Below are 19,090 nucleotides of genomic sequence, written 5' to 3' on the forward strand. Positions count from 1 at the left end.
CCGACGCGCTGCGATGAAGGAGCACGCCGACGCCACCATGGTGATGGACCCCGAGTTCGCAGCACCACCCGTCGATCCGGCCACCGGCAGCTCCGAAACCGGCGCCGGTCCGCTGGGCTTCACCGGAACCGCGGAACGCGCCGCTGCCCGGTCGACGGGACTGATCCGATTGCGTGACGACGGGTTCGGGGCCGGGCCGGTGATACCGCTGCTACCCGAGACCTGGGGTGGTGTCGAAGATAAGGTTAACGACTGAGCGCTGTTCGGCCCGGAAAAGGAAAGCCGGCCAGAGCTTGTCGCTCTGGCCGGCTGCCTAGCTGTGGAGCTGCCGGGAATCGAACCCGGGTCCTACGGCATTCCCTCAAGGCTTCTCCGTGCGCAGTTCGCTATGCCTCTACTCGGATCTCCCGGTCACGCGAACTAGCCGAGATGACGATCCCAGTCGCTGTTGGTGTCCCGATAAATCCCGCGACCGGACGTATCGGTGGATCCCTCTAGTCGATGCCAGGGTCCGGGCCGAGGGAGGTCCCGGTCTGACAGGCCCGCCGTCGCTTAGGCAGCGAGGGCGAAGTCGCTCTGGAGAGCGACCTTAGCCGGAGTAAGTGCAACCTTGGCGCTTACTTGGTTACAGCGACGCTTACGGTGGTCTCCTGCCTGCACCGGCACGCTTCCCTTGATTCGACGCGCGAAGTCGAAACCTTTCAGCCCCCTGTCCTTGTTCGCTGCGGTACCTCGCCGGTTGGACGAGATAACCCATGGTACCGGTGTGTAACGACAGGCCGCGACAATTTCTTCCCGGAGCCCCGGGGCCCAGGGTCCTAACGCCCTGGGACACCGCTACCCCGCGGTGATCATCGCCACCGAGACGACCGCCGCCGCCATGCCGACCACCTGCCAGGGATGCACCCGCTCACGCAGCACCGCGATGGCCAGCAGCACGGTGACCACCGGGAACAGCGAAATTAGCATGCCACCCAGCGACAGCGACGAATTCCGCAACGCCAGCAACATGGCGACGTTCGCACCGACATCCATCATCCCGGCCGTCAGCGACAGCTTCATCGGCGTTCCCGACGGTAGTCGCAGGTCCCCGGCGGCCGCCGCGATGATGATGACCACCACGGTAGCCGCCAACCTGGCAAACATCAGCGGCCACAACACGGACTCGACCGGCGCCTTCTCGATGAACACGAAGTTCAGCCCGAATCCCACTCCGGCGCCGATCGTCAGCCACGCCACCTTCGGGGTGAACCGGTGCGGTCTTACGTCCTCGTCGGTGACTTCCCGGCTTACCAGGACCACCGCCACCAGCGCCAGCACGATGCCGACGCTGGCAACCAGGCCGGGCCGCTCACCCCGGATCAGGCCGGCCGTGACCGGCACCCCGGCTGTCACAACCGCCGACAGCGGCGAAACCACCGAGATGGGGCCGGATCTCAGTGCCGCGTAGAACCACCAACTGGCCACCCCCAACGCCAGACCGCAGGCCGCACCCCAGCCGACAGCGCCCGGATGGATCGGTCCACCGGTCGCAACCGCGGTCGCCGTCAGTCCCACCAACGCCAACGGGGTGGAGACCAGCAGCACCCGCAGCGGCGAGACCCGCCGCGACGCGAGGCCGCCGAGGAAGTCGCCCGTCCCGAAGCCGGCCGCCGCTACCAGCGCCAGCGCCGAACCGATCAGGTCATACCCTTGGCGCGGCGTCCCAGCGCCCGGGTCACCTCGCGCTGGGCGTCGCGGCGGGCCAGGTCCTGGCGCTTGTCGTGGGCCTGCTTACCGCGCGCCAGCGCCAGTTCGACTTTCACCTTGCCTTCGAAGAAGTAGACCGACAGCGGCACCAGCGTGAGGTTTCCGTCACGGATCTTGCCGATCAGCATGTCGATCTGGCGTCGGTGCAACAGCAGTTTGCGGGCGCGGCGCGGGTCGTGGTTGGTCCAGCTGCCGTGCCGGTACTCCGGGATGTGCATGTTGCGCAGCCACACCTCACCGTCGTCGACGGTGGCGAACGCATCGACCAGCGATGCCTGGCCGGCCCGCAGACTCTTCACCTCGGTTCCCAGCAGCACCACCCCGGCCTCGTACACGTCGAGAATCGAATAGTTATGCCGCGCTTTGCGGTTCGAGGCAACGATCTGTTTGGTGGCCTGCTTCTTGGCGTCCTTGCCCCCCGGCTTCTTGGCCACGGGTTACCGCCGGACGTACAGGCGTAGCGTCACGTACGCGGTCGCCCCGGCCATCGCCGCTCCCAGCAACAGCAGGATCGGTGAGATGTAGAGGATGTCGGCGTAGTCGATACGGGCGATCAGATGCGCTTGATAGAACTGGCTGAGCGCGTTGTCGAGGAACAGTGCCCGCACCACGATCAATCCGGCCACCGCGATGATCACGCCCACGGTGGCAGCCAGCACCGCCTCCAGCAGGAACGGCAACTGCGTGTACCACCGACTGGCCCCCACCAGACGCATGATCGACACCTCGGTACGCCGCGTGTAGGCGGCGACCTGAACCATGTTGGCGATCAGCAACACCGCCCCCACCGCCTGCACCAGGGCGATGGCGAACGCCGCGCTGGACAGTCCGTCGAGCACGGCGAACAACCGGTCGATCAGCTTTTTCTGATTGAGCACGCTGAGCACACCGGGCTGATCGGTCATCGCGGCGTCGAAATCCGTGCTCTGCTCGGGGTTTTCCAGTTTGACGATGAACGACGCCGGGAAGGAGTCCTTGCTCGCCACATCCTTGAACTCCGGGAACTTGCGGATCGCGTCGGCGTAGGCGTCGTCGGAGTTCAGATAGCGCACCGACTTCACGTCGTCGCGGTTCTCGATCCGCTCGCGCAGTGCTTTGCAGGCCTGCGCTTCGCAGTTCGGGTCGTCGGCAGCGACGTCGGCGTTCAAGAACACCTGCGATTCCACCCGGTCCAGGTAGATGTTGCGGGACTGGTCGGCCAGCCGCACCACCAGCAGGCCGCCACCGAACAGCCCGATCGAGATCGCCGTGGTCAGGATCATCGCGACCGTCATGGTGACGTTGCGGCGCAGCCCGGTCAGGACCTCGTTGAAGAGGAAGCCAAAGCGCACGTCAGCGATCCATCCCGTAGACACCGCGCTGTTCGTCACGGACCAGCCGACCCAGTGACAGCTCGACGACGCGCTGGCGCATCGAGTCGACGATGTGGTGGTCGTGGGTCGCCATCAGCACCGTCGTCCCGGTTCGGTTGATGCGCTCCAGCAGATCCATGATGTCCTCACTGGTCTCCGGGTCGAGGTTGCCGGTCGGCTCGTCGGCCAGCAGCACCAGCGGCCGGTTGACGAACGCCCGGGCGATCGCCACCCGCTGCTGTTCACCGCCGGACAGCTCTCCGGGCAGCCGGTTGGCCTTGCCGGACAACCCGACCATCTCCAGCACCTCGGGGACCACCCGGTTGATCATCTCCGGCTTCTTGCCGATCACCTCGAGCGCGAACGCGACGTTCTCGAACACCGTCTTCTGTTGCAGCAGCCGGAAATCCTGGAACACACAGCCGAGCACCTGCCGCAGGCTCGGGATGTGCCGGCCGGGCAGTTTGTTGACGTGGAACTTCGACACCTGAATGTCGCCCTTGGTGGGGGTCTCCTCGGCCAGCAGCAGCCGCATGAACGTCGACTTGCCCGAACCCGACGGTCCGATCAGGAAGACGAACTCACCCTTGTCGATCTTGACGCTGACATTGTCCAGTGCCGGACGGGCCGACGATTTGTACTGCTTGGTGACATGGTCGAGCGTGATCATCACGGCACGCAGTGTAGCCGTGCGGCGCGGTGTCCCCGGTCAGGCCACATGCTAGGGCACCGCCGGCTGCGAGGTCGCCGGCCCGGGCGAAGCCGGGGGCGGGGGCACGCCGGGCGCCACCGGCGCCGGCGGTGAACCCGGTGGTGGACTGTGAGCGGGTTGCTCCGGCGGTGTCGGCGCCGGCGGCGGACACAGCGGCGGGCAGAACGGGAACCCGGGTACCGGCGTCGGGGTTGGCGGTTCGCCGGGCGGCTCGGCCGGATTGGTCGTCTCGGTGGTCGGCGCCGGGGTCTCGACCGTCGTCGTCGGTTGCTGCACCCTGGTGCGCGGCACCCAGGTGTAGGCCGGGTCGGGGATGAAGCCGGGCGGCACTACCTGGGGCGCGGCCGGCGGCGTCGGCTGCGTGCGGTAGGTGTCGTACACCCACCACACCAACACGAACGCGATGATCAACAGCACGGTGGAGGTGCGGACCCGGCCGTTGAACAGCTGCGCCGGCCAGCGCCACCGCCGGCCGGCAGGGCGCGCGGCCTGCGGATCGGACTGGCGGGCCGTCACGGCGTCTCCACCGGCTGCACGTCACCGGCAGTGACCACACCGGCCGAGGCGAGCGCCCGCACCACCTGGATGCGCAGCCGGCGTCCCACCTCGAACTGTTTGCCGGGCAGCGTGCGAGCCACCATCCGCAGATTGACGACACCGAGTTCGATGCTCTCCACCCCCATCATCGACGGCGTGTCCAACAGCAGATCTCGCAGCGGCGCGTCGGCCTCCATGGCGTTCTCACACACCTGGTGCAGCACCTCGTTGACCCGGTTAAGGTCGGCGCTGGTGGGCACCGGGATGTCGACGACGGCACGCGCCCAGTCCTTGGACAGGTTCAGCGACCGGACGATATTGCCGTTGGGCACCGTGAACACCTCGCCGTCGGCGGTGCGCAGTTTGGTCACCCGCAGCGTCACGTCCTCGACGGTGCCCAGCGCCTCCACCGACGCCCCGATCATGCTCAGCTGCACCAGATCACCGAACCCGTACTGCCGCTCGGTGATGATGAAAAATCCGCTGAGCACGTCCTGCACCAGTTTCTGGGCGCCGAAACCGATCGCGCCGCCGATCACCGCGGCCGGCCCCACCAGCGATCCGACCGGGATGTCGAGTATCCCGGTGATCTGTACGGCCACCACCACGCACAGCATCACCACCGACACCCAGGAGATCACCGAGGCCACCGCCTGCCGATGCTTGGAGGCCTCCGAGCGCACCAGCGCGTCACTGGTCTGGAAGCCCAGTTCCAGCCGTCGGGTGACCCGGCGCGCCGCCCAGGTGATGAACCGCGATGCCAGCACCGCCCCGATCAGCAGCAGGACGATCCGCAATCCCTTGTCGATGAGCCACTGGCCGATCTCACCGCTCCACGCGTCGTGCCAGCGCTGTCCCGGGGAGAAGGCCAACACCATGGGTTCAGTCGCCTTCTGGCCGGTTGCGCCACCGGATTCCGGCTTCCAGGAACCCATCGATGTCGCCGTCGAGCACCGCGGCCGGGTTGCCGACCTCATATTCGGTGCGCAGGTCCTTCACCATCTGATAGGGGTGCAGCACGTAGGACCGCATCTGGTTGCCCCACGAACTGCCGCCGTCGCCCTTGAGCGCGTCGAGTTCGGCGCGTTCCTCGGAACGCTTGCGCTCCAACAACTTGGCCTGCAGCACCCGCATCGCCGACACCTTGTTCTGCAGCTGGGACTTCTCGTTCTGGCAGGTGACGACGATCCCGGTCGGGACGTGGGTCAGGCGCACCGCGGAGTCGGTGGTGTTCACCGACTGCCCGCCGGGCCCGCTGGAGCGATACACGTCGACGCGAACATCACCTTCGGGAATGTCGATGTGGTCGGTGGTCTCCACCACCGGCAGCACCTCGACCTCGGCGAACGACGTCTGCCGGCGGTTCTGGTTGTCGAACGGGCTGATCCGCACCAACCGGTGGGTGCCCTGCTCCACCGACAGCGTGCCGTAGGCGAACGGGGCGTGCACCGCGAAGGTCGCGCTCTTGATCCCCGCCTCTTCGGCGTAAGAGGTGTCGAACACCTCGACGCCGTAGTTGTGCTTCTCGGCCCACCGGATGTACATCCGCATCAGCATCTCGGCCCAGTCGGCGGCGTCCACCCCGCCCGCGCCGGAGCGGATGGTGACCAACGCCTCGCGTTCGTCGTACTCGCCGGACAACAGCGTGCGGACCTCCATCGCCTCGATGTCTGCCCGCAGCGACGCCAGCTCGGCGTCGGCCTCGGCCAGCGCGTCAGCGGCGGTCTGGCCGTCCTCCTCGGCCGCCAGCTCGTAGAGCACCGGCAGGTCATCGAGGCGGCGGCGCAGTTCCTCCACCCGGCGCAACTCACCCTGGGCATGCGACAGCTCACTGGTGACCCGCTGGGCGCGGGTCTGGTCGTCCCAGAGGTTGGGGGCGGACGCCTCGTGTTCGAGTTTGTCGATGCGGCTGCGCAGCCCATCGACGTCTAGCACCCGCTCCACCGTGGTCAAAGTGGCGTCGAGGGCGGCGATGTCGGGCTGGCGGTCGGGTTCCACGTTTATCGAGGTTACCGGCGCCGGTTGCGAGTCGACCTCTAGCATCGGGGATACGCGGATGCGTGCATGTTTTCCCGACAGGAAGGAAGGTTCGAGGATGCGGCCCTACCACGTCGCGATCGTCGGCTCTGGGCCATCCGGGTATTTTGCCGCGGCATCGCTGCTCAAACTGGCGTCGGGGGGTGAGGTCGACGTGCGCATCGACATGCTGGAGATGCTGCCCACGCCATGGGGTCTGGTGCGCTCGGGGGTGGCGCCCGATCATCCGAAGATCAAATCGATCAGCGCGCAGTTCGAGAAGACCGCGGCCGATCCGCGGTTCCGGTTCTTCGGCAACATCGCCGTCGGCGAGCACGTACAGCCCGCGGAACTCGCCGAACGCTACGACGCGGTCATCTACGCCGTGGGCGCCCAGTCCGACCGGCACCTGGGCATTCCGGGCGAAGACCTGCCCGGCAGCGTCGCGGCCGTCGACTTCGTCGGCTGGTACAACTGCCACCCGCACTACACCCACATGGCCCCGGACCTGACCGGTAAGCGCGCGGTGGTGATCGGCAACGGCAACGTGGCCCTGGACGTGGCACGCATCCTGGTCAGCGACCCTGAAGAACTGCGCGGCACCGACATCGCCGACCACGCGCTGGAGTTGCTCGAACCGCGCGGTATCGAAGAGGTAGTCATCATCGGCCGGCGCGGGCTCTTGCAGGCCACTTTCACCAGCCCGGAACTACGCGAACTGGGCGAGATGAAAAGCCTCGAGAACGTCGACGTGGTGATCACGCCCGAGGAGCTGGCCGGAATCACCGAGGCCGACGTCGAAGCCGCCGGCAAACACGCCAAGGCGAACTTCAAGGTGCTCAGCGGTTACGTCGGCCGCGAACAGCATCCAGGCAACCGCCGGATCGTGTTCCGGTTCCGTACCTCCCCGATCGAGATCCGCGGCGAGGGCCGGGTCCAGGAGATCGTGCTGGGCCGCAATGAGCTGGTCACCGACGAAGACGGCAGGGTCAGCGCCCGCGACACCGGGGAGCGCGAGGTGCTGCCGGTCGATCTGGTGGTGCGGGCGGTCGGCTACCGCGGGGTGCCGACGCCGGGCCTGCCGTTCGACGAGCGCAGCTGCACCATTCCGCACACCGACGGCCGTATCGAGGGCACCCGCAATCAGTACGTGGTGGGGTGGATCAAGCGCGGACCCTCGGGGGTGATCGGTTCCAACAAGAGCGACTCGCAGGCCACCGTCGACAGGCTCGCCGCCGATCTGGCCACCCGGGCAGCAGCGGCCGAGCTGCCCGATGTCGACGCCGACCATGACGTGCAGCTGCTCAAGTGGCTGATGTCCCGCCAACCCGAGCTGGTGACCAACGAGCACTGGCAACTGATCGACGCCCACGAGCGGTCCACCGGGGAGCCGCACGGCCGGCCCCGCATCAAGCTGGTCAGTGTCGCCGAAATGCTGCGGGTCGGGCGCGGCTGAGCCCGGTCACTGCCCGGTCAGGTTCCAGTTGTCGGGGTTGCGGGGCGAATACACCACCGGCAGCAGGTCACCGATGCTCGGCCAGTTGGCCACGTCGACCGCGAGCCGCTGGTAGACCTCGTGCTCATCGACCGTGGGCCCCTTGATGACGCCGGTGATCGTGACGTACTGCGCCCCTTCGGCGTCGGGGCGGGGGCTGACACCGGTGATCAGCAGGGTGCCCTGTTGCGCCTCGCTGCCGGGCCCCGGCCGGAAGAACCGCGGTGCCACGAACACCGCCAGAATCGCCAGCAGCAACAGCAGCGCCCAGATCTCCCACATCAGCTCATGGTAGGACTTTCGCCATGGCGCAGATCAACGACAATCTCGACTCCCGTCTCGGCGACGACCTGACCCTGGCACTGACCCTGGCAGACCGGGCGGATGCGATCACCCTGGCCCGGTTCGGCGCGCTCGACCTTCGCGTCGACACCAAGCCAGACCTCACCCCGGTGACCGATGCCGATCAGGCGGCCGAGACCGCGCTGCGCGAGGTGCTCGCCGCCGAACGACCCGACGACGAGATCCTCGGCGAGGAGTTCGGCGGCAGCGCTTCGTTCGCCGGACGCCAATGGATCATCGACCCGATCGACGGCACCAAGAACTTCGTGCGCGGGGTGCCGATCTGGGCCACCCTGATCGCGTTGCTGCACGACGGTGTGCCGGTCCTGGGGGTCATCAGCGCTCCGGCGCTGCACCGGCGGTGGTGGGCCACCAACGGCCAGGGCGCGTTCGGGTCGGTGGCCGGCGGCCCGCAGCGGCGGCTGTCGGTGTCCTCGGTAACCGATGTGGACTCGGCGAGCCTGACGTTCGCCGGACTGAACCTGTGGGCGGCGCGCGGCCTGCGGGAGCAGTTCCTGGGCCTGACCGAGTCGGTGTGGCGGGCCCGCTCCTACGGTGATTTCTGGGCGTATTGCCTGGTCGCGGAGGGGGCTGTGGATGCCGCCGTCGAACCCGCGGTGTCGGTGTGGGATCTGGCCGCCGTCGACATCCTGGTTCGCGAGGCGGGCGGGGTGTTCACCGACCTGTCGGGCAATCCGGGCCCGCACGGCAACTGCGCCGTGGCGGCCAACCCTGCCCTGCATGCGCAGGTGCTGGCCGCCTTGACCCCGGGATAATCCGCAGCCGCGGGGCCATTGAGGACTTCGTCACACCTTACTGTCGAGTCATCTTACTTCGGAGTAAGGTGGTGTCATCGGTTCTTCCTTTTTCAGTGAGGCTCTGACATGACTGACACTGCATCCGCCGCCCCCGGCTCGAAGAAGAAGCGGTCCGGACGATCGAGCGCCATCGGCCTTGACAAGCCGAAGCGCACCCCGATCGCCGCCGCCCTGGCCCTGGTCACTCCGCTGGTCAGCCAGCCCTTCCTGGACCGGCACAACCTGCGCGACCCGCTCAACCGCAGCCTGAACTACGGCGTCAAGGCGGTGTTCTCGACGGCCGGCGCGGCCACCCGCCAGTTCAAGGCGGTGCAGAACCTGGGCAAATCGCCGGTCCGGCTCAAGGCCAGCGGCAACGACTACTTCGACCTGACGCCCGACGACGAGCAGCAGATGATCGTCGACACCGTCGGCGAGTTCGCCGCCGAGATCCTGCGCCCGGCCGCCCACGACGCCGACGAGGCCGTCGACTACCCGCGGGAGCTGATCGGCAAGGCCGCCGAGTTGGGCATCACCGCGATCAACATCCCGGAGGACTTCGACGGCATCGCCGCGCACCGTTCTGCGGTCACCAATGTGCTGGTCGGTGAGGCGCTGGCTTACGGTGACATGGGTTTGGCGCTGCCGATCCTGGCGCCCGGCGGTGTGGCCGCGGCGTTGACCCATTGGGGCAGCGCCAGCCAGCAGGCCACCTACCTGCCGGAGTTCGCCGGCGAGAACGTGCCGCAATCCTGCGTGGCGATCGCCGAGCCGCAGCCGTTGTTCGACCCCACCGCCTTGACGACGACGGCGGTGCGCACCCCCAGCGGCTACCGGCTCGACGGCGTCAAGTCGCTGGTGCCGGCGGCCGCCGACGCCGAGCTGTTCATCATCGGCGCCCAACTCAACGGCAAGCCGGCGCTGTTTTTGGTGGAGTCGTCCGCCAACGGGCTGAGCATCAAGGCCGACCCGAGCATGGGCGTGCGGGCCGCCGCGCTGGGCCAGATCGAGCTGAAGAACGTATCGGTGCCGCTGAGCGCCCGGCTGGGCGAGGACGAGGCCAGCGATGCCGACTACTCGGAGGCCATCGCGCTGTCGCGGCTGGGCTGGGCGGCGTTGGCCGTCGGCACCAGCCACGCGGTGCTCGACTACGTGATGCCCTACATCAAGGAGCGCGAGGCATTCGGTGAGCCGATCGCCCGCCGCCAGTCGGTGGCGTTCATGTGCGCCAACATCGCCATCGAACTCGACGGGCTGCGGCTGATCACCTGGCGTGGCGCTGCCCGGGCCGAACAGGGGTTGCCGTTCACCCGGGAGGCCGCGCTGGCCAAGCGGATCGCCGCCGACAAGGGCATGCAGATCGGCTCCGACGGCGTGCAACTGCTCGGCGGCCACGGCTACACCAAGGAGCACCCGGTCGAACGCTGGTACCGCGACCTGCGGGTGCTCGGCGTCGCCGAAGGCGTCCTGGTCATCTAGCCCCAACACTTCGACTACCGATCCGAAAGACTTGTCATGGCAATCAATTTGGAACTCCCCAAGAAGTTGCAGGCGATCGTCGAGATGACGCACGCCGGCGCCGCAGAAATGCTGCGCCCGATCTCGCGCAAATACGACCTGGCCGAGCACGCCTACCCGGTGGAACTGGACACCCTTGAGACGCTGTTCGACGGTGTCTCCTCGGTGGACAACTCCGGGATGGCCAGCGCCACTGAGGCTTTCCGCAGCGGCGATGAGGCGGCCGGCAACCGCAACGGTGCCAACATGGCAGCGCTGCTGCAGGTGCTGGAGATGAGCTGGGGCGACGTCGCGTTGATGCTGTCCATCCCCTACCAGGGGCTGGGCAATGCGGCGATCTCCGCAGTGGCCACCGACGAGCAGCTCAAGCGGCTCGGCAAGGTGTGGGCGGCGATGGCGATCACCGAACCCAGCTTCGGCTCGGACTCGGCAGCGGTGACGACCACGGCCAAGCTGGACGGCGACGAGTACGTGCTCAACGGCGAGAAGATCTTCGTCACCGCCGGCTCCCGGGCCAGCCACATCGTGGTGTGGGCGACGCTGGACAAAAGCCAGGGCCGCGCGGCGATCAAGTCGTTCATCGTGCCGCGTGAGCACCCCGGCGTCATCGTCGAGCGCCTGGAACACAAGCTCGGCATCAAGGCCTCCGACACCGCGGTGATCCGGTTCGACAACGCCCGGATTCCGGCCGGAAACCTGCTCGGCAGCCCGGAGATCAACACCGAGAAGAGCTTCTCGGGGGTCATGGAGACCTTCGACAACACCCGCCCGGTGGTGGCCGCGATGGCCGTCGGGGTGGCTCGTGCCGCGCTGGAGGAACTGCGCAACATCTTGACCAAGGCCGGGGTGGAGATCGACTACGACAAGCCCGCCCACGTCCAGCACGCCGCCGCCGCGGAGTTCCTGCGCATGGAGGCCGACTGGGAGTCGGCGAACCTGCTGACACTGCGGGCGGCCTGGCAGGCCGACAACTCGATCCCGAACTCCAAAGAGGCGTCGATGGCCAAGGCCAAGGCCGGCCGGATGGCCACCGAGATCACGCTGAAGGTCGTCGAGCTGGCCGGCACCGTGGGCTACTCCGAGCAGACCCTGTTGGAGAAGTGGAGCCGCGACTCGAAGATCCTCGACATTTTCGAGGGCACCCAGCAGATCCAGCTGCTGGTGGTGGCCCGCCGGCTGCTGGGCCTGAGCTCGGCCGAGCTGAAGTAGCCCCTTCGGCGAGCAGACGCCAAGGCCCCCATTTCCGCCCGGATTTGGGGGCTTTCGCGTCTGCTCGCGGCACTGACGAGCCCCTTGCCTCCGAGCAGAACCAAAAGTAATGTTGCTTTTACTTTTAAGTGACTGGTCTGGGGGCCGCCGATGGAATCCTTCGTTCACCTGCGCAAAGGCGTCACGCCCAAGCGCGTTCACGCTGACCTGGACGGGCTCAAGGACGACGAACTGGGCCGCGGCGGCTTCACCGGCCGCACCGCCAACATGTACCGGCGCCATGATCCGACCGCCTACCGGGCCGCGGGCCCGCTGCGGCCGATCGACGTGCTGGCCCCCCAGCTCGAACCGGCCGACGCCGCCGACCCGGCGGGGCATCCGCTGCTGTTGTTCCACAACGACGACTGCGCCATCTCGCTGTCGCGGCGCTCCGCCGAGATGCCGTTTCACGTCCGCTACGTCGACGGCGACCTGCTGTGCTTCGTACACACCGGCTCCGGACGGCTGGAGACCGAGTTCGGTCCGCTGGACTACCGCGAGGGCGACTGGGTCTATCTGCCCAAGGCGACCACCTGGCGCCAGTTGCCCGCCGCCGAGACCACGATGCTGATGATTCAGGCCACCGACGAGTTCCGGGTACCGCCGCCGGGTCCGCTGGGCCGGCACTTCCCGTTCGACCCGTCACAGGCGGTCATCCCCGAGCCGGCCCCCATCGACGACGATGGACGCGACGAGTACGAAGTACGGCTGCTCCATGAGGGGGGCCCGACAACGCTGTACTACCAACATAATCCGATCGATGTGGAGGGCTGGCGCGGCGACAATTTCGCGTTCACCTTCAACATCGCCGATTACAACGTCGTCACCTCCGACAGCCTGCACCTGCCCCCGACGGTGCACCTGTTCATGCAGGCCACCGGGGTGTACGTGATGAACTTCCTGCCCAAGCCCGCCGAGGGTGTACCGGGCACCGAACGCACCCCCTGGTATCACCGCAACGTCGACTACGACGAGATCGCCTTCTTCCACGGCGGATCGCTCTACGGGATACCGATGCCGCCGGGCCTGATCAGTCACGCTCCGCAGGGCGTGCACCACGGCGCCCCGGAAAAGGCCCGCGAGCGCGCTCGGCGCAAATTCGACGACTACCAGCGTGTCGACTGGCAGGTCATCGCCATCGACACCCGACGACGACTCACCCCGTCACCGCAAGTTCTCGCCGCCGACCTAGGACAGCACGCATGACCGACAAGCATGACTACGAACGCATCCCGTATCTCATTGCCTACCAGAATAATTCCGGCGTCCGCGACGTCTACGGCGGCGTGGCCGAACTGGTGGTGCTGGAGAGTTATCTGCTGCGGCCCAAGGACACCCGCAGCGACACCGTGCTGGTGTTCATGCACCCGATCGGCGGTGGCGCCTACCTGCCGATGGTCAACGCGCTGGCACGCGCCGGGCATCACGTCATCTACTGCAACAGCCGATTCCGCGGCACCGACTCCGCACTGCTGATGGAGAAGGTCGTCGAAGACCTCGGGGAATGCCTCAAAGACGCCAAGAATCGGCTCGGCTATTCCAAGGTGGTGCTGGCCGGCTGGAGCGGCGGCGGCTCACTGTCACTGTTCTACCAGCAGCAGGCGCAGCATCCCACGGTGACCGCCAGCCCGTCCGGCGACGGCCCCGACCTGACCAAGCTCGGGCTGATCCCCGCCGACGGCGTCATGCTGCTGGCCGCGCACATCAGCCGGCACGGCACCATGACCGAGTGGCTGGACGCCTCGATCCTCGACGAATCCGACCCCACCAAGCGGGATCCGGAGCTGGATCTCTACAACCGCGACAACCCCAACCAGCCGCCGTACACCGCAGCGTTCCTCGACCGCTACCGGCAGGCGCAGATCGACCGGAACCGCCGCATCACCGCCTGGGTCAAGGCGAAGCTGGCAGAACTTCAAAGCAGCGGTCGCCCGGATGACGAGTTCGCGTTCGTGGTGCACGGCACCATGGCCGACCCGCGCTGGCTGGATCCGACGGTCGACCCCAACGACCGCACCCCGGGCAGCTGCTATCTGGGCGATCCGCAGGTGGTCAACATGAGCCCGGTCGGGCTGGCGCGGTTCTGCACGCTACGCAGCTGGCTGTCGCAGTGGAGCTACGACGACGCCAACGGTGATGGACTGGACTGCGGCCGTGACATCGCGGTGCCCGCGCTGGTGATCGGGAACATGGCCGACGACGCCTGCACCCCCAGTCACACGCGCCGGCTGTTCGAGGCCATCGGGCACCCGGACAAGGAGATCCACGAAATCGCCGGTGCCAACCACTACTACGCCGGCCCGGATCAGCGGCCGGCGCTGCGTCAGGCGGTGGCGACCGTCACCGATTGGCTGAACCGGCACGACTTCGTAGGCTCGTCGGTATGACTTCCACGACCGGGGCACTTGACGGCATCCGGGTCATCGAGCTCGGCACGCTGATCTCCGGGCCGTTCGCCGGGCGTCTGCTCGGCGACATGGGCGCCGAGGTCATCAAGGTCGAGCTGCCCGGCAAGCCCGACCCGCTGCGCACCTGGGGGCAGGCCGAGGTCGACGGGCGCCACTTCTTCTGGACCGTGCACGCCCGCAACAAGAAGGCCGTCACGCTCGACCTGCGCACCGAGCGCGGCCGAGAGCTGTTCCTGGAGCTGATCGAGCACGCCGACATCGTCGTGGAGAACTTCCGGCCCGGCACGCTGGAACGCTGGGGGCTGGGATTCGACGTGTTGCGCCGACACAACAACGGCATCATCCTGGTGCGGGTCTCCGGCTACGGACAGACCGGGCCGGACGCCCACAAGGCCGGGTACGCCTCGGTCGCCGAGGCGGCCAGCGGGCTGCGGCACATGAACGGCTTCCCTGGTGGTCCCCCGCCGCGGCTGGCGCTCTCGCTGGGCGACAGCCTGGCCGGCATGTTCGCCGTGCAAGGCGCACTCGCCGCCCTCTACCGGCGCACGGTCACCGGCGAAGGCCAGGTGGTCGATGTCGCCCTGACCGAATCCTGCTTGGCCATCCAGGAATCCACCATCCCCGACTACGACGTCGGCGGCGTGGTGCGCGGGCCGTCCGGCACCCGCCTGGAAGGCATCGCCCCGTCGAACATCTATCAGTCGGCCGACGGCAGCTGGGTGGTGATCGCCGCCAACCAGGACAGCGTGTTCGCCCGGCTGTGTCAGGCGATGGGCCGGCCCGAACTGGCGACCGACCCGCGGTTCGCCGACCACGTGGCCCGCGGCCGCAACCAGGACGAGCTCGACGCGATCATCGGCGAATGGGCCGCACAGCGTAAACCCGACGACATCATCGCGACGCTGAGCGACGCCGGGGTGATCTCCGGGCCGATCAACACCGTCGCCGAGGTGGTCAACGACCCGCAGCTGCGGGCCCGCGGCATGCTCGCCGAGCACTGGGACGAAGGCGCCGAGCGCACGGTGCTGGGCCCCGGCATCGTCCCGGTGCTCTCGGACACCCCGGGCCGGATCCGTACGGCCGGCTCGGCTCGGCCGGGGCAACACAACGACGAGGTCTACGGCGAACTGTTGGGCAAGACCGCCGCCGAACTGGACGGCCTGCGCGCCGAGGGGGTGTTGTGATACCCGACAAGGTCGAGATTCGCGAGGTGGCGCTGCGCGACGGGCTGCAGATCGAGCAGCCGATCCCGTTGCGCGCCAAACTCGAACTGCTGGACGCGATCGCCGCCACCGGAGTACGCGAAGTCGAGGTCACCTCGTTCGTCTCCCCCACCAAGGTTCCCGCCCTGGCCGATGCCGCCGAACTCGCCGCCGAGCTGTGGCGCTACCCCGACCTCGAGTTCTCCGCACTGGTCGCCAGTCCGGGTGGCGCCGCCCGGGCGGTGGCCGCCGGCCTGACCTCGATCGAGTACGTGGTGTGCGCCTCGGATTCGTTCAGTTCGGCCAACGTCGGCAGGCCGACCGCCGACGCCGTTGCGGCGATCGGCGACATCGCGGGCACCGCCCACGACGCCGGCGGGTCCATCGAGGTCATCATCGCCACCGCGTGGGACTGCCCGTTCGACGGACCGACACCGGCGCGGCGCGTCACCGACATCGCCGAGTCGGCGGCCGCGTTCGGCGTCGACCGGCTGGCGATCGCCGACACGATCGGCACTGCCACCCCGCGCCGGGTCGGCGACCTGATTGCCGCGGTGCAAGGCATCATCGGCGACACACCGCTGGGGGCGCACTTCCACAACACCCGTGGCGCCGGTCTGGCATGCGCCTACACTGCGGTTCAGGCGGGCCTCACCCGGCTCGACGCGTCGGCCGGCGGCCTGGGGGGCTGCCCGTTCGCACCCGGCGCCACCGGCAACATCGCCACCGAGGATCTGGTCTACCTGCTGGGCGACTGCGGGATCGACACCGGCATCGACCTGCAGGCCGCCATCGCCGCCGCACGCGTGGCCAGCTCGGTCGTCGGTCATGGTCTGCCCAGCGCGCTGCTGGCCGCCGGAGACCGGAAACGGAACTGACCACCACGATGTCCAACCAGCGTGAGCTCAGCTCCAAGGGCCGTCAGACGCGCCAGGCCATCGAGCAGGCCGCCCGGGAGCTGTTCGCAGAGCGCGGCTTTCACGGCACCACGCTTGCCGACATCACGTCGGCGGCCGGCAAGTCCACAGCGGTGCTCTACCGGTATTTCCAGGACAAAGAGGACCTGCTGGCGGCGCTGGCGGAGTCATTCCTGTCCGAGGTCGTCGAGCCTTCCCGGCTGAAGATGCGGTTGCCCGACTCCCCGCAGGACACCGAGTTCTTTACGTCGGTAGTGGGCGCCTACTGGTCCATGTTCAAGCAGAACATCGGGATCATGATCGCTGTCGCCCAGCTCGCGGCCACCAACCAACGATTCGCGGTGCTGCAGAACGAATTCCGCCGGTTCGGCATGGAGACCGTCGCCGCTTCGATTCGGCGCGCCCAGCAACAGGGGCACGGCCTCGACCTCGACCCCGACCACATCGCGGCAGCGATCGCGCTGCTGTTCGAGAACTTCACCGTCGTCTTCGTCGGTCCCTCCGGACCGGGCTGGCGAATCAGCGACAGCGATGCCATCGCGACGCTGTCGACGATCTGGAGGAAGACCCTGTACGGCCGCTGAACACGGAGGATTTGCCATGGATTTCACACTGCCCGAACACCTTCCGGCGCTGCTCGCCGACATGGACGACTTCATTGAGCGTGAGATCGCGCCGCTGCAGGCCGAGAACATGCAGTACTTCGACCACCGCCGGGAGTTCGCCCGCACCGACGTGGAGAACGGCGGCATCCCGAACCGGGACTGGGAGGACCTACTGGCCGAGATGCGCCGCCGCGCCGACGCCGCCGGCTGGTTGCGCTACGGACTGCCGTCGTCGCTGGGCGGCCGGGACGGCAGCAACGTCGATATGGCGGTGATCCGGGAGCACTTGGCGCACAAAGGGCTCGGTTTGCACAACGACCTGCAGGACGAGTCCTCGATCGTCGGCAACTTCCCGCAGGTCATCATGATGGAGCGGTTCGGCACCGATGAGCAGCGCCGGGACTGGTCGGAGGCCCTGATCACCGGTGAGCGGTCGATGGCGTTCGGGCTGACCGAACCCGACCACGGCTCGGATGCCACCTGGCTGGAGACCCGCGCCGAACCCGCCGACGGCGGCTGGGTGATCAACGGCGCCAAGCGGTTCAACACCGGCGTGCACCGCGCCACCCACGACCTGATCTTCGCACGCACCTCCGGCGAGGCCGGCTCGGCGCGTGGCATCACCGCCTTCCTGGTTCCCACCGATACGCCGGGATTCCGCGTCCCGTTCTACTGGTGGACGTTCAACATGCCCAGCGACCACGGCGAGGTCGAACTCACCGACGTGCGGGTGCCCGCCGATGCGGTGCTCGGCGAGGTGGACCGCGGCCTGGAGGTCGCCCAGACCTTCCTGCACGAGAACCGGATACGCCAGGCGGCCTCCAGCCTGGGCGCGGCCCAGTACTGCATCGACCGGGCCGCCGAATACGCCACCCAGCGCGTGGTATTCGGCAAGCCGCTCTCGGTCAACCAGGCTGTGCAGTGGCCACTGGCCGAACTGCAGACCGAGGCGCAGATGGTTCGGCTGCTGGTGAACTATGCGGCCTGGCACCTCGACCGCGACCACCACCTGGAGGTCTCCGACAAGGTGTCGATGGCCAACTACCGTGCCAACCGGCTGGTGTGCGAGGCCGCCGACCGTGCCATCCAGACCTTCGGCGGGATCGGCTACACCCGCCACGAACCGTTCGAGCACATCTACCGGCATCACCGCCGCTACCGGATCACCGAGGGCGCCGAGGAGATCCAGATTCGGCGGGTCGCGCAGCGACTGTTCGGGTTCGACCGTCGCCGATGACCGCCGACCAACTGGCCGAACGGCTTTCGACGGTGCTGGCCCCGGTGCTGGGCCCGGTGGCCGTCGAGGGCCTGCGCGCGCTGACCGGCGGGGCCAGCCGGGTCACCTGGGCATTCGACGCCGTCGGCGACTCGGGGCGCCGCGCACTGATCCTGCGCACCGGACCACCCGACGAGATCCACGCCAGCATGGAGTTGGAGGCGCACGCCCAACGTGCCGCGCGCGACGCCGGCGCCCCGGTTCCGACTGTGCTGGTCGCCGACAATTCGTCAGCGGCCCTGGGCAATCCGTTTCTGATCTGCGAGGAGATCGCGGGCGAGACGGTGGTCCGGCGCATCGAACGTCAGCTCGATGACCCCGGGCGTGAGGCCCTGTTGCGGCAATGCGCGCAGGCACTGGCCGCCATCCATCGCGCCGATCCGGCCGGTATGGCGCTGCGCGACGAGGACCAACTCGCCGCCTGCCGCGCCCAGCTGGACGCCATGCACGACACCACCGCTGTCTTCGAGTGGGCGTTTCGGTGGCTGGCCGCCCACCGGCCGCCGCCGGCGCAGCCGCAGCTGGTGCACGGCGACTTCCGGATGGGCAACCTGATCGTCGACGGCGCCGAGCTGGCGGCGGTGCTGGACTGGGAGCTGGTGCATCTGGGCGACGGCTGCGAGGACCTGGCCTGGTTCTGCCAACGGGCCTGGCGCTTCGGCGCCCCGCCCGAGCGTGCCGCCGGCGGGCTCGGCAGCATCGACGCCTTCCTGACCGCCTACCAGCAGGCCTCCGGCACGGCGGTCGACCGCCGCCGGTTCGAGTGGTGGCTGGTGCTGGGCACGCTGCGGTGGGGCATCATCTGCCGCTACCAGGCCGAACGGCACCTGAGCGGGCAGACCCGCTCGGTGGAGCTGGCGACCATCGGCCGGCGGGTCTCCGAAACCGAATGGGACCTGCTGGGCCTGCTCGCTCG

At 68.0% G+C, this 19,090-nt stretch carries 20 protein-coding genes and 1 other RNA gene; 12 read left to right on the forward strand and 9 right to left on the reverse strand.

From position 1 onward, the window contains the following. On the forward strand, positions 1-256 hold a 256-nt coding region (locus DQP56_RS15580), incomplete at its 5' end, for a PPW family C-terminal domain-containing PPE protein (protein WP_526022709.1). 61 nt (positions 257-317) lie between these two features. On the opposite strand, the gene ssrA is transcribed toward DQP56_RS15580, so the two are convergent. The 8 genes from ssrA to prfB all read right to left on the reverse strand — a co-directional run bounded on the left by ssrA (position 318) and on the right by prfB (position 6,348). Further along, positions 318-709, reverse strand: a transfer-messenger RNA (tmRNA) gene (gene ssrA, locus DQP56_RS15585). A gap of 128 nt (positions 710-837) precedes the next feature. Then, positions 838-1,683, reverse strand: a complete 846-nt coding sequence (locus DQP56_RS15590; protein WP_205868893.1) for a DMT family transporter — start codon at positions 1,681-1,683, stop codon at positions 838-840. After that, the gene (smpB, locus tag DQP56_RS15595; protein WP_112686903.1) at positions 1,680-2,183 is read right to left on the reverse strand and encodes an SsrA-binding protein SmpB; all 504 of its coding nucleotides are present in this window, start codon (positions 2,181-2,183) and stop codon (positions 1,680-1,682) included. The genes DQP56_RS15590 and smpB overlap by 4 nt, the downstream gene beginning before the upstream one ends. A gap of 3 nt (positions 2,184-2,186) precedes the next feature. Beyond that, positions 2,187-3,080: a permease-like cell division protein FtsX gene (ftsX, locus tag DQP56_RS15600; protein WP_112686905.1), complete on the reverse strand. Its 894-nt coding sequence runs from the start codon at positions 3,078-3,080 to the stop codon at positions 2,187-2,189. A gap of 1 nt (position 3,081) precedes the next feature. Next, positions 3,082-3,771, reverse strand: coding sequence for a cell division ATP-binding protein FtsE (gene ftsE, locus DQP56_RS15605; RefSeq protein ID WP_041318390.1), 690 nt, complete (start codon positions 3,769-3,771; stop codon positions 3,082-3,084). 51 nt (positions 3,772-3,822) lie between these two features. Continuing rightward, positions 3,823-4,329: an Rv3103c family proline-rich protein gene (locus DQP56_RS15610; RefSeq protein WP_112686907.1), complete on the reverse strand. Its 507-nt coding sequence runs from the start codon at positions 4,327-4,329 to the stop codon at positions 3,823-3,825. Further along, positions 4,326-5,228 (reverse strand): mechanosensitive ion channel family protein, encoded by a 903-nt coding sequence (locus tag DQP56_RS15615; protein WP_112686933.1) that lies wholly within the window; start codon positions 5,226-5,228, stop codon positions 4,326-4,328. The genes DQP56_RS15610 and DQP56_RS15615 overlap by 4 nt, the downstream gene beginning before the upstream one ends. A gap of 4 nt (positions 5,229-5,232) precedes the next feature. Then, positions 5,233-6,348 (reverse strand): peptide chain release factor 2, encoded by a 1,116-nt coding sequence (gene prfB / locus DQP56_RS15620; protein ID WP_112686909.1) that lies wholly within the window; start codon positions 6,346-6,348, stop codon positions 5,233-5,235. A gap of 97 nt (positions 6,349-6,445) precedes the next feature. On the opposite strand from prfB, the gene DQP56_RS15625 reads away from it, so the two are divergent. Then, entirely contained in the window at positions 6,446-7,822 is a 1,377-nt protein-coding gene (locus tag DQP56_RS15625; protein WP_112686911.1) for an FAD-dependent oxidoreductase, read from the forward strand. Between the two features lie 6 nt (positions 7,823-7,828). Here DQP56_RS15625 and DQP56_RS15630 read toward each other — a convergent pair whose 3' ends face one another. Next, on the reverse strand, positions 7,829-8,143 hold the full coding sequence (locus DQP56_RS15630; RefSeq protein WP_112686913.1) for a hypothetical protein: 315 nt from the start codon (positions 8,141-8,143) through the stop codon (positions 7,829-7,831). A gap of 23 nt (positions 8,144-8,166) precedes the next feature. Between DQP56_RS15630 and hisN the strand changes: the two genes are divergently transcribed. The 10 genes from hisN to DQP56_RS15680 form a co-directional block, all read left to right on the forward strand. Further along, complete coding sequence (gene hisN / locus DQP56_RS15635) at positions 8,167-8,979, forward strand: histidinol-phosphatase (protein WP_112686915.1); 813 nt, start codon at positions 8,167-8,169, stop codon at positions 8,977-8,979. Between the two features lie 108 nt (positions 8,980-9,087). Next, complete coding sequence (locus DQP56_RS15640) at positions 9,088-10,479, forward strand: acyl-CoA dehydrogenase family protein (protein WP_112686917.1); 1,392 nt, start codon at positions 9,088-9,090, stop codon at positions 10,477-10,479. Positions 10,480-10,515: 36 nt separating this feature from the next. After that, positions 10,516-11,727: an acyl-CoA dehydrogenase family protein gene (locus DQP56_RS15645; protein ID WP_112686919.1), complete on the forward strand. Its 1,212-nt coding sequence runs from the start codon at positions 10,516-10,518 to the stop codon at positions 11,725-11,727. A gap of 150 nt (positions 11,728-11,877) precedes the next feature. After that, a complete protein-coding gene (locus DQP56_RS15650) occupies positions 11,878-12,972 on the forward strand; it encodes a homogentisate 1,2-dioxygenase (protein ID WP_112686921.1) in 1,095 nt (364 codons plus the stop codon). Beyond that, the gene (locus tag DQP56_RS15655) at positions 12,969-14,153 is read left to right on the forward strand and encodes an alpha/beta fold hydrolase (protein WP_112686923.1); all 1,185 of its coding nucleotides are present in this window, start codon (positions 12,969-12,971) and stop codon (positions 14,151-14,153) included. Before DQP56_RS15650 ends, DQP56_RS15655 begins: the two co-directional genes overlap by 4 nt. Next, the gene (locus DQP56_RS15660) at positions 14,150-15,358 is read left to right on the forward strand and encodes a CaiB/BaiF CoA transferase family protein (protein WP_112686925.1); all 1,209 of its coding nucleotides are present in this window, start codon (positions 14,150-14,152) and stop codon (positions 15,356-15,358) included. Before DQP56_RS15655 ends, DQP56_RS15660 begins: the two co-directional genes overlap by 4 nt. Continuing rightward, positions 15,355-16,254: a hydroxymethylglutaryl-CoA lyase gene (locus DQP56_RS15665; RefSeq protein WP_112686927.1), complete on the forward strand. Its 900-nt coding sequence runs from the start codon at positions 15,355-15,357 to the stop codon at positions 16,252-16,254. The genes DQP56_RS15660 and DQP56_RS15665 overlap by 4 nt, the downstream gene beginning before the upstream one ends. A gap of 8 nt (positions 16,255-16,262) precedes the next feature. Then, entirely contained in the window at positions 16,263-16,877 is a 615-nt protein-coding gene (locus DQP56_RS15670; RefSeq protein WP_112686929.1) for a TetR/AcrR family transcriptional regulator, read from the forward strand. A gap of 16 nt (positions 16,878-16,893) precedes the next feature. Further along, positions 16,894-18,135, forward strand: coding sequence for an acyl-CoA dehydrogenase family protein (locus tag DQP56_RS15675; protein WP_112686931.1), 1,242 nt, complete (start codon positions 16,894-16,896; stop codon positions 18,133-18,135). Further along, positions 18,132-19,090, forward strand: a 959-nt coding sequence (locus tag DQP56_RS15680) for a phosphotransferase family protein (protein ID WP_133258942.1), incomplete at its 3' end; no start/stop codon positions are given. The genes DQP56_RS15675 and DQP56_RS15680, both read left to right, overlap by 4 nt.

The sequence above is a fragment of the Mycolicibacter senuensis genome (assembly GCF_003284925.1).
Lineage (GTDB): Bacteria > Actinomycetota > Actinomycetes > Mycobacteriales > Mycobacteriaceae > Mycobacterium > Mycobacterium algericum_A.

Excerpts from the sequence above, each read along its gene's own strand:
- hisN (WP_112686915.1), top strand. The coding sequence starts at position 8,167 with ATGGCGCAGATCAACGACAATCTCGACTCCCGTCTCGGCGACGACCTG.
- DQP56_RS15615 (WP_112686933.1), bottom strand. The coding sequence starts at position 5,228 with ATGGTGTTGGCCTTCTCCCCGGGACAGCGCTGGCACGACGCGTGGAGC.
- DQP56_RS15655 (WP_112686923.1), top strand. The coding sequence starts at position 12,969 with ATGACCGACAAGCATGACTACGAACGCATCCCGTATCTCATTGCCTAC.
- ftsE (WP_041318390.1), bottom strand. The coding sequence starts at position 3,771 with ATGATCACGCTCGACCATGTCACCAAGCAGTACAAATCGTCGGCCCGT.
- DQP56_RS15625 (WP_112686911.1), top strand. The coding sequence starts at position 6,446 with ATGCGGCCCTACCACGTCGCGATCGTCGGCTCTGGGCCATCCGGGTAT.
- DQP56_RS15645 (WP_112686919.1), top strand. The coding sequence starts at position 10,516 with ATGGCAATCAATTTGGAACTCCCCAAGAAGTTGCAGGCGATCGTCGAG.
- DQP56_RS15640 (WP_112686917.1), top strand. The coding sequence starts at position 9,088 with ATGACTGACACTGCATCCGCCGCCCCCGGCTCGAAGAAGAAGCGGTCC.
- DQP56_RS15650 (WP_112686921.1), top strand. The coding sequence starts at position 11,878 with ATGGAATCCTTCGTTCACCTGCGCAAAGGCGTCACGCCCAAGCGCGTT.
- DQP56_RS15660 (WP_112686925.1), top strand. The coding sequence starts at position 14,150 with ATGACTTCCACGACCGGGGCACTTGACGGCATCCGGGTCATCGAGCTC.
- DQP56_RS15630 (WP_112686913.1), bottom strand. The coding sequence starts at position 8,143 with ATGTGGGAGATCTGGGCGCTGCTGTTGCTGCTGGCGATTCTGGCGGTG.
- DQP56_RS15670 (WP_112686929.1), top strand. The coding sequence starts at position 16,263 with ATGTCCAACCAGCGTGAGCTCAGCTCCAAGGGCCGTCAGACGCGCCAG.
- DQP56_RS15675 (WP_112686931.1), top strand. The coding sequence starts at position 16,894 with ATGGATTTCACACTGCCCGAACACCTTCCGGCGCTGCTCGCCGACATG.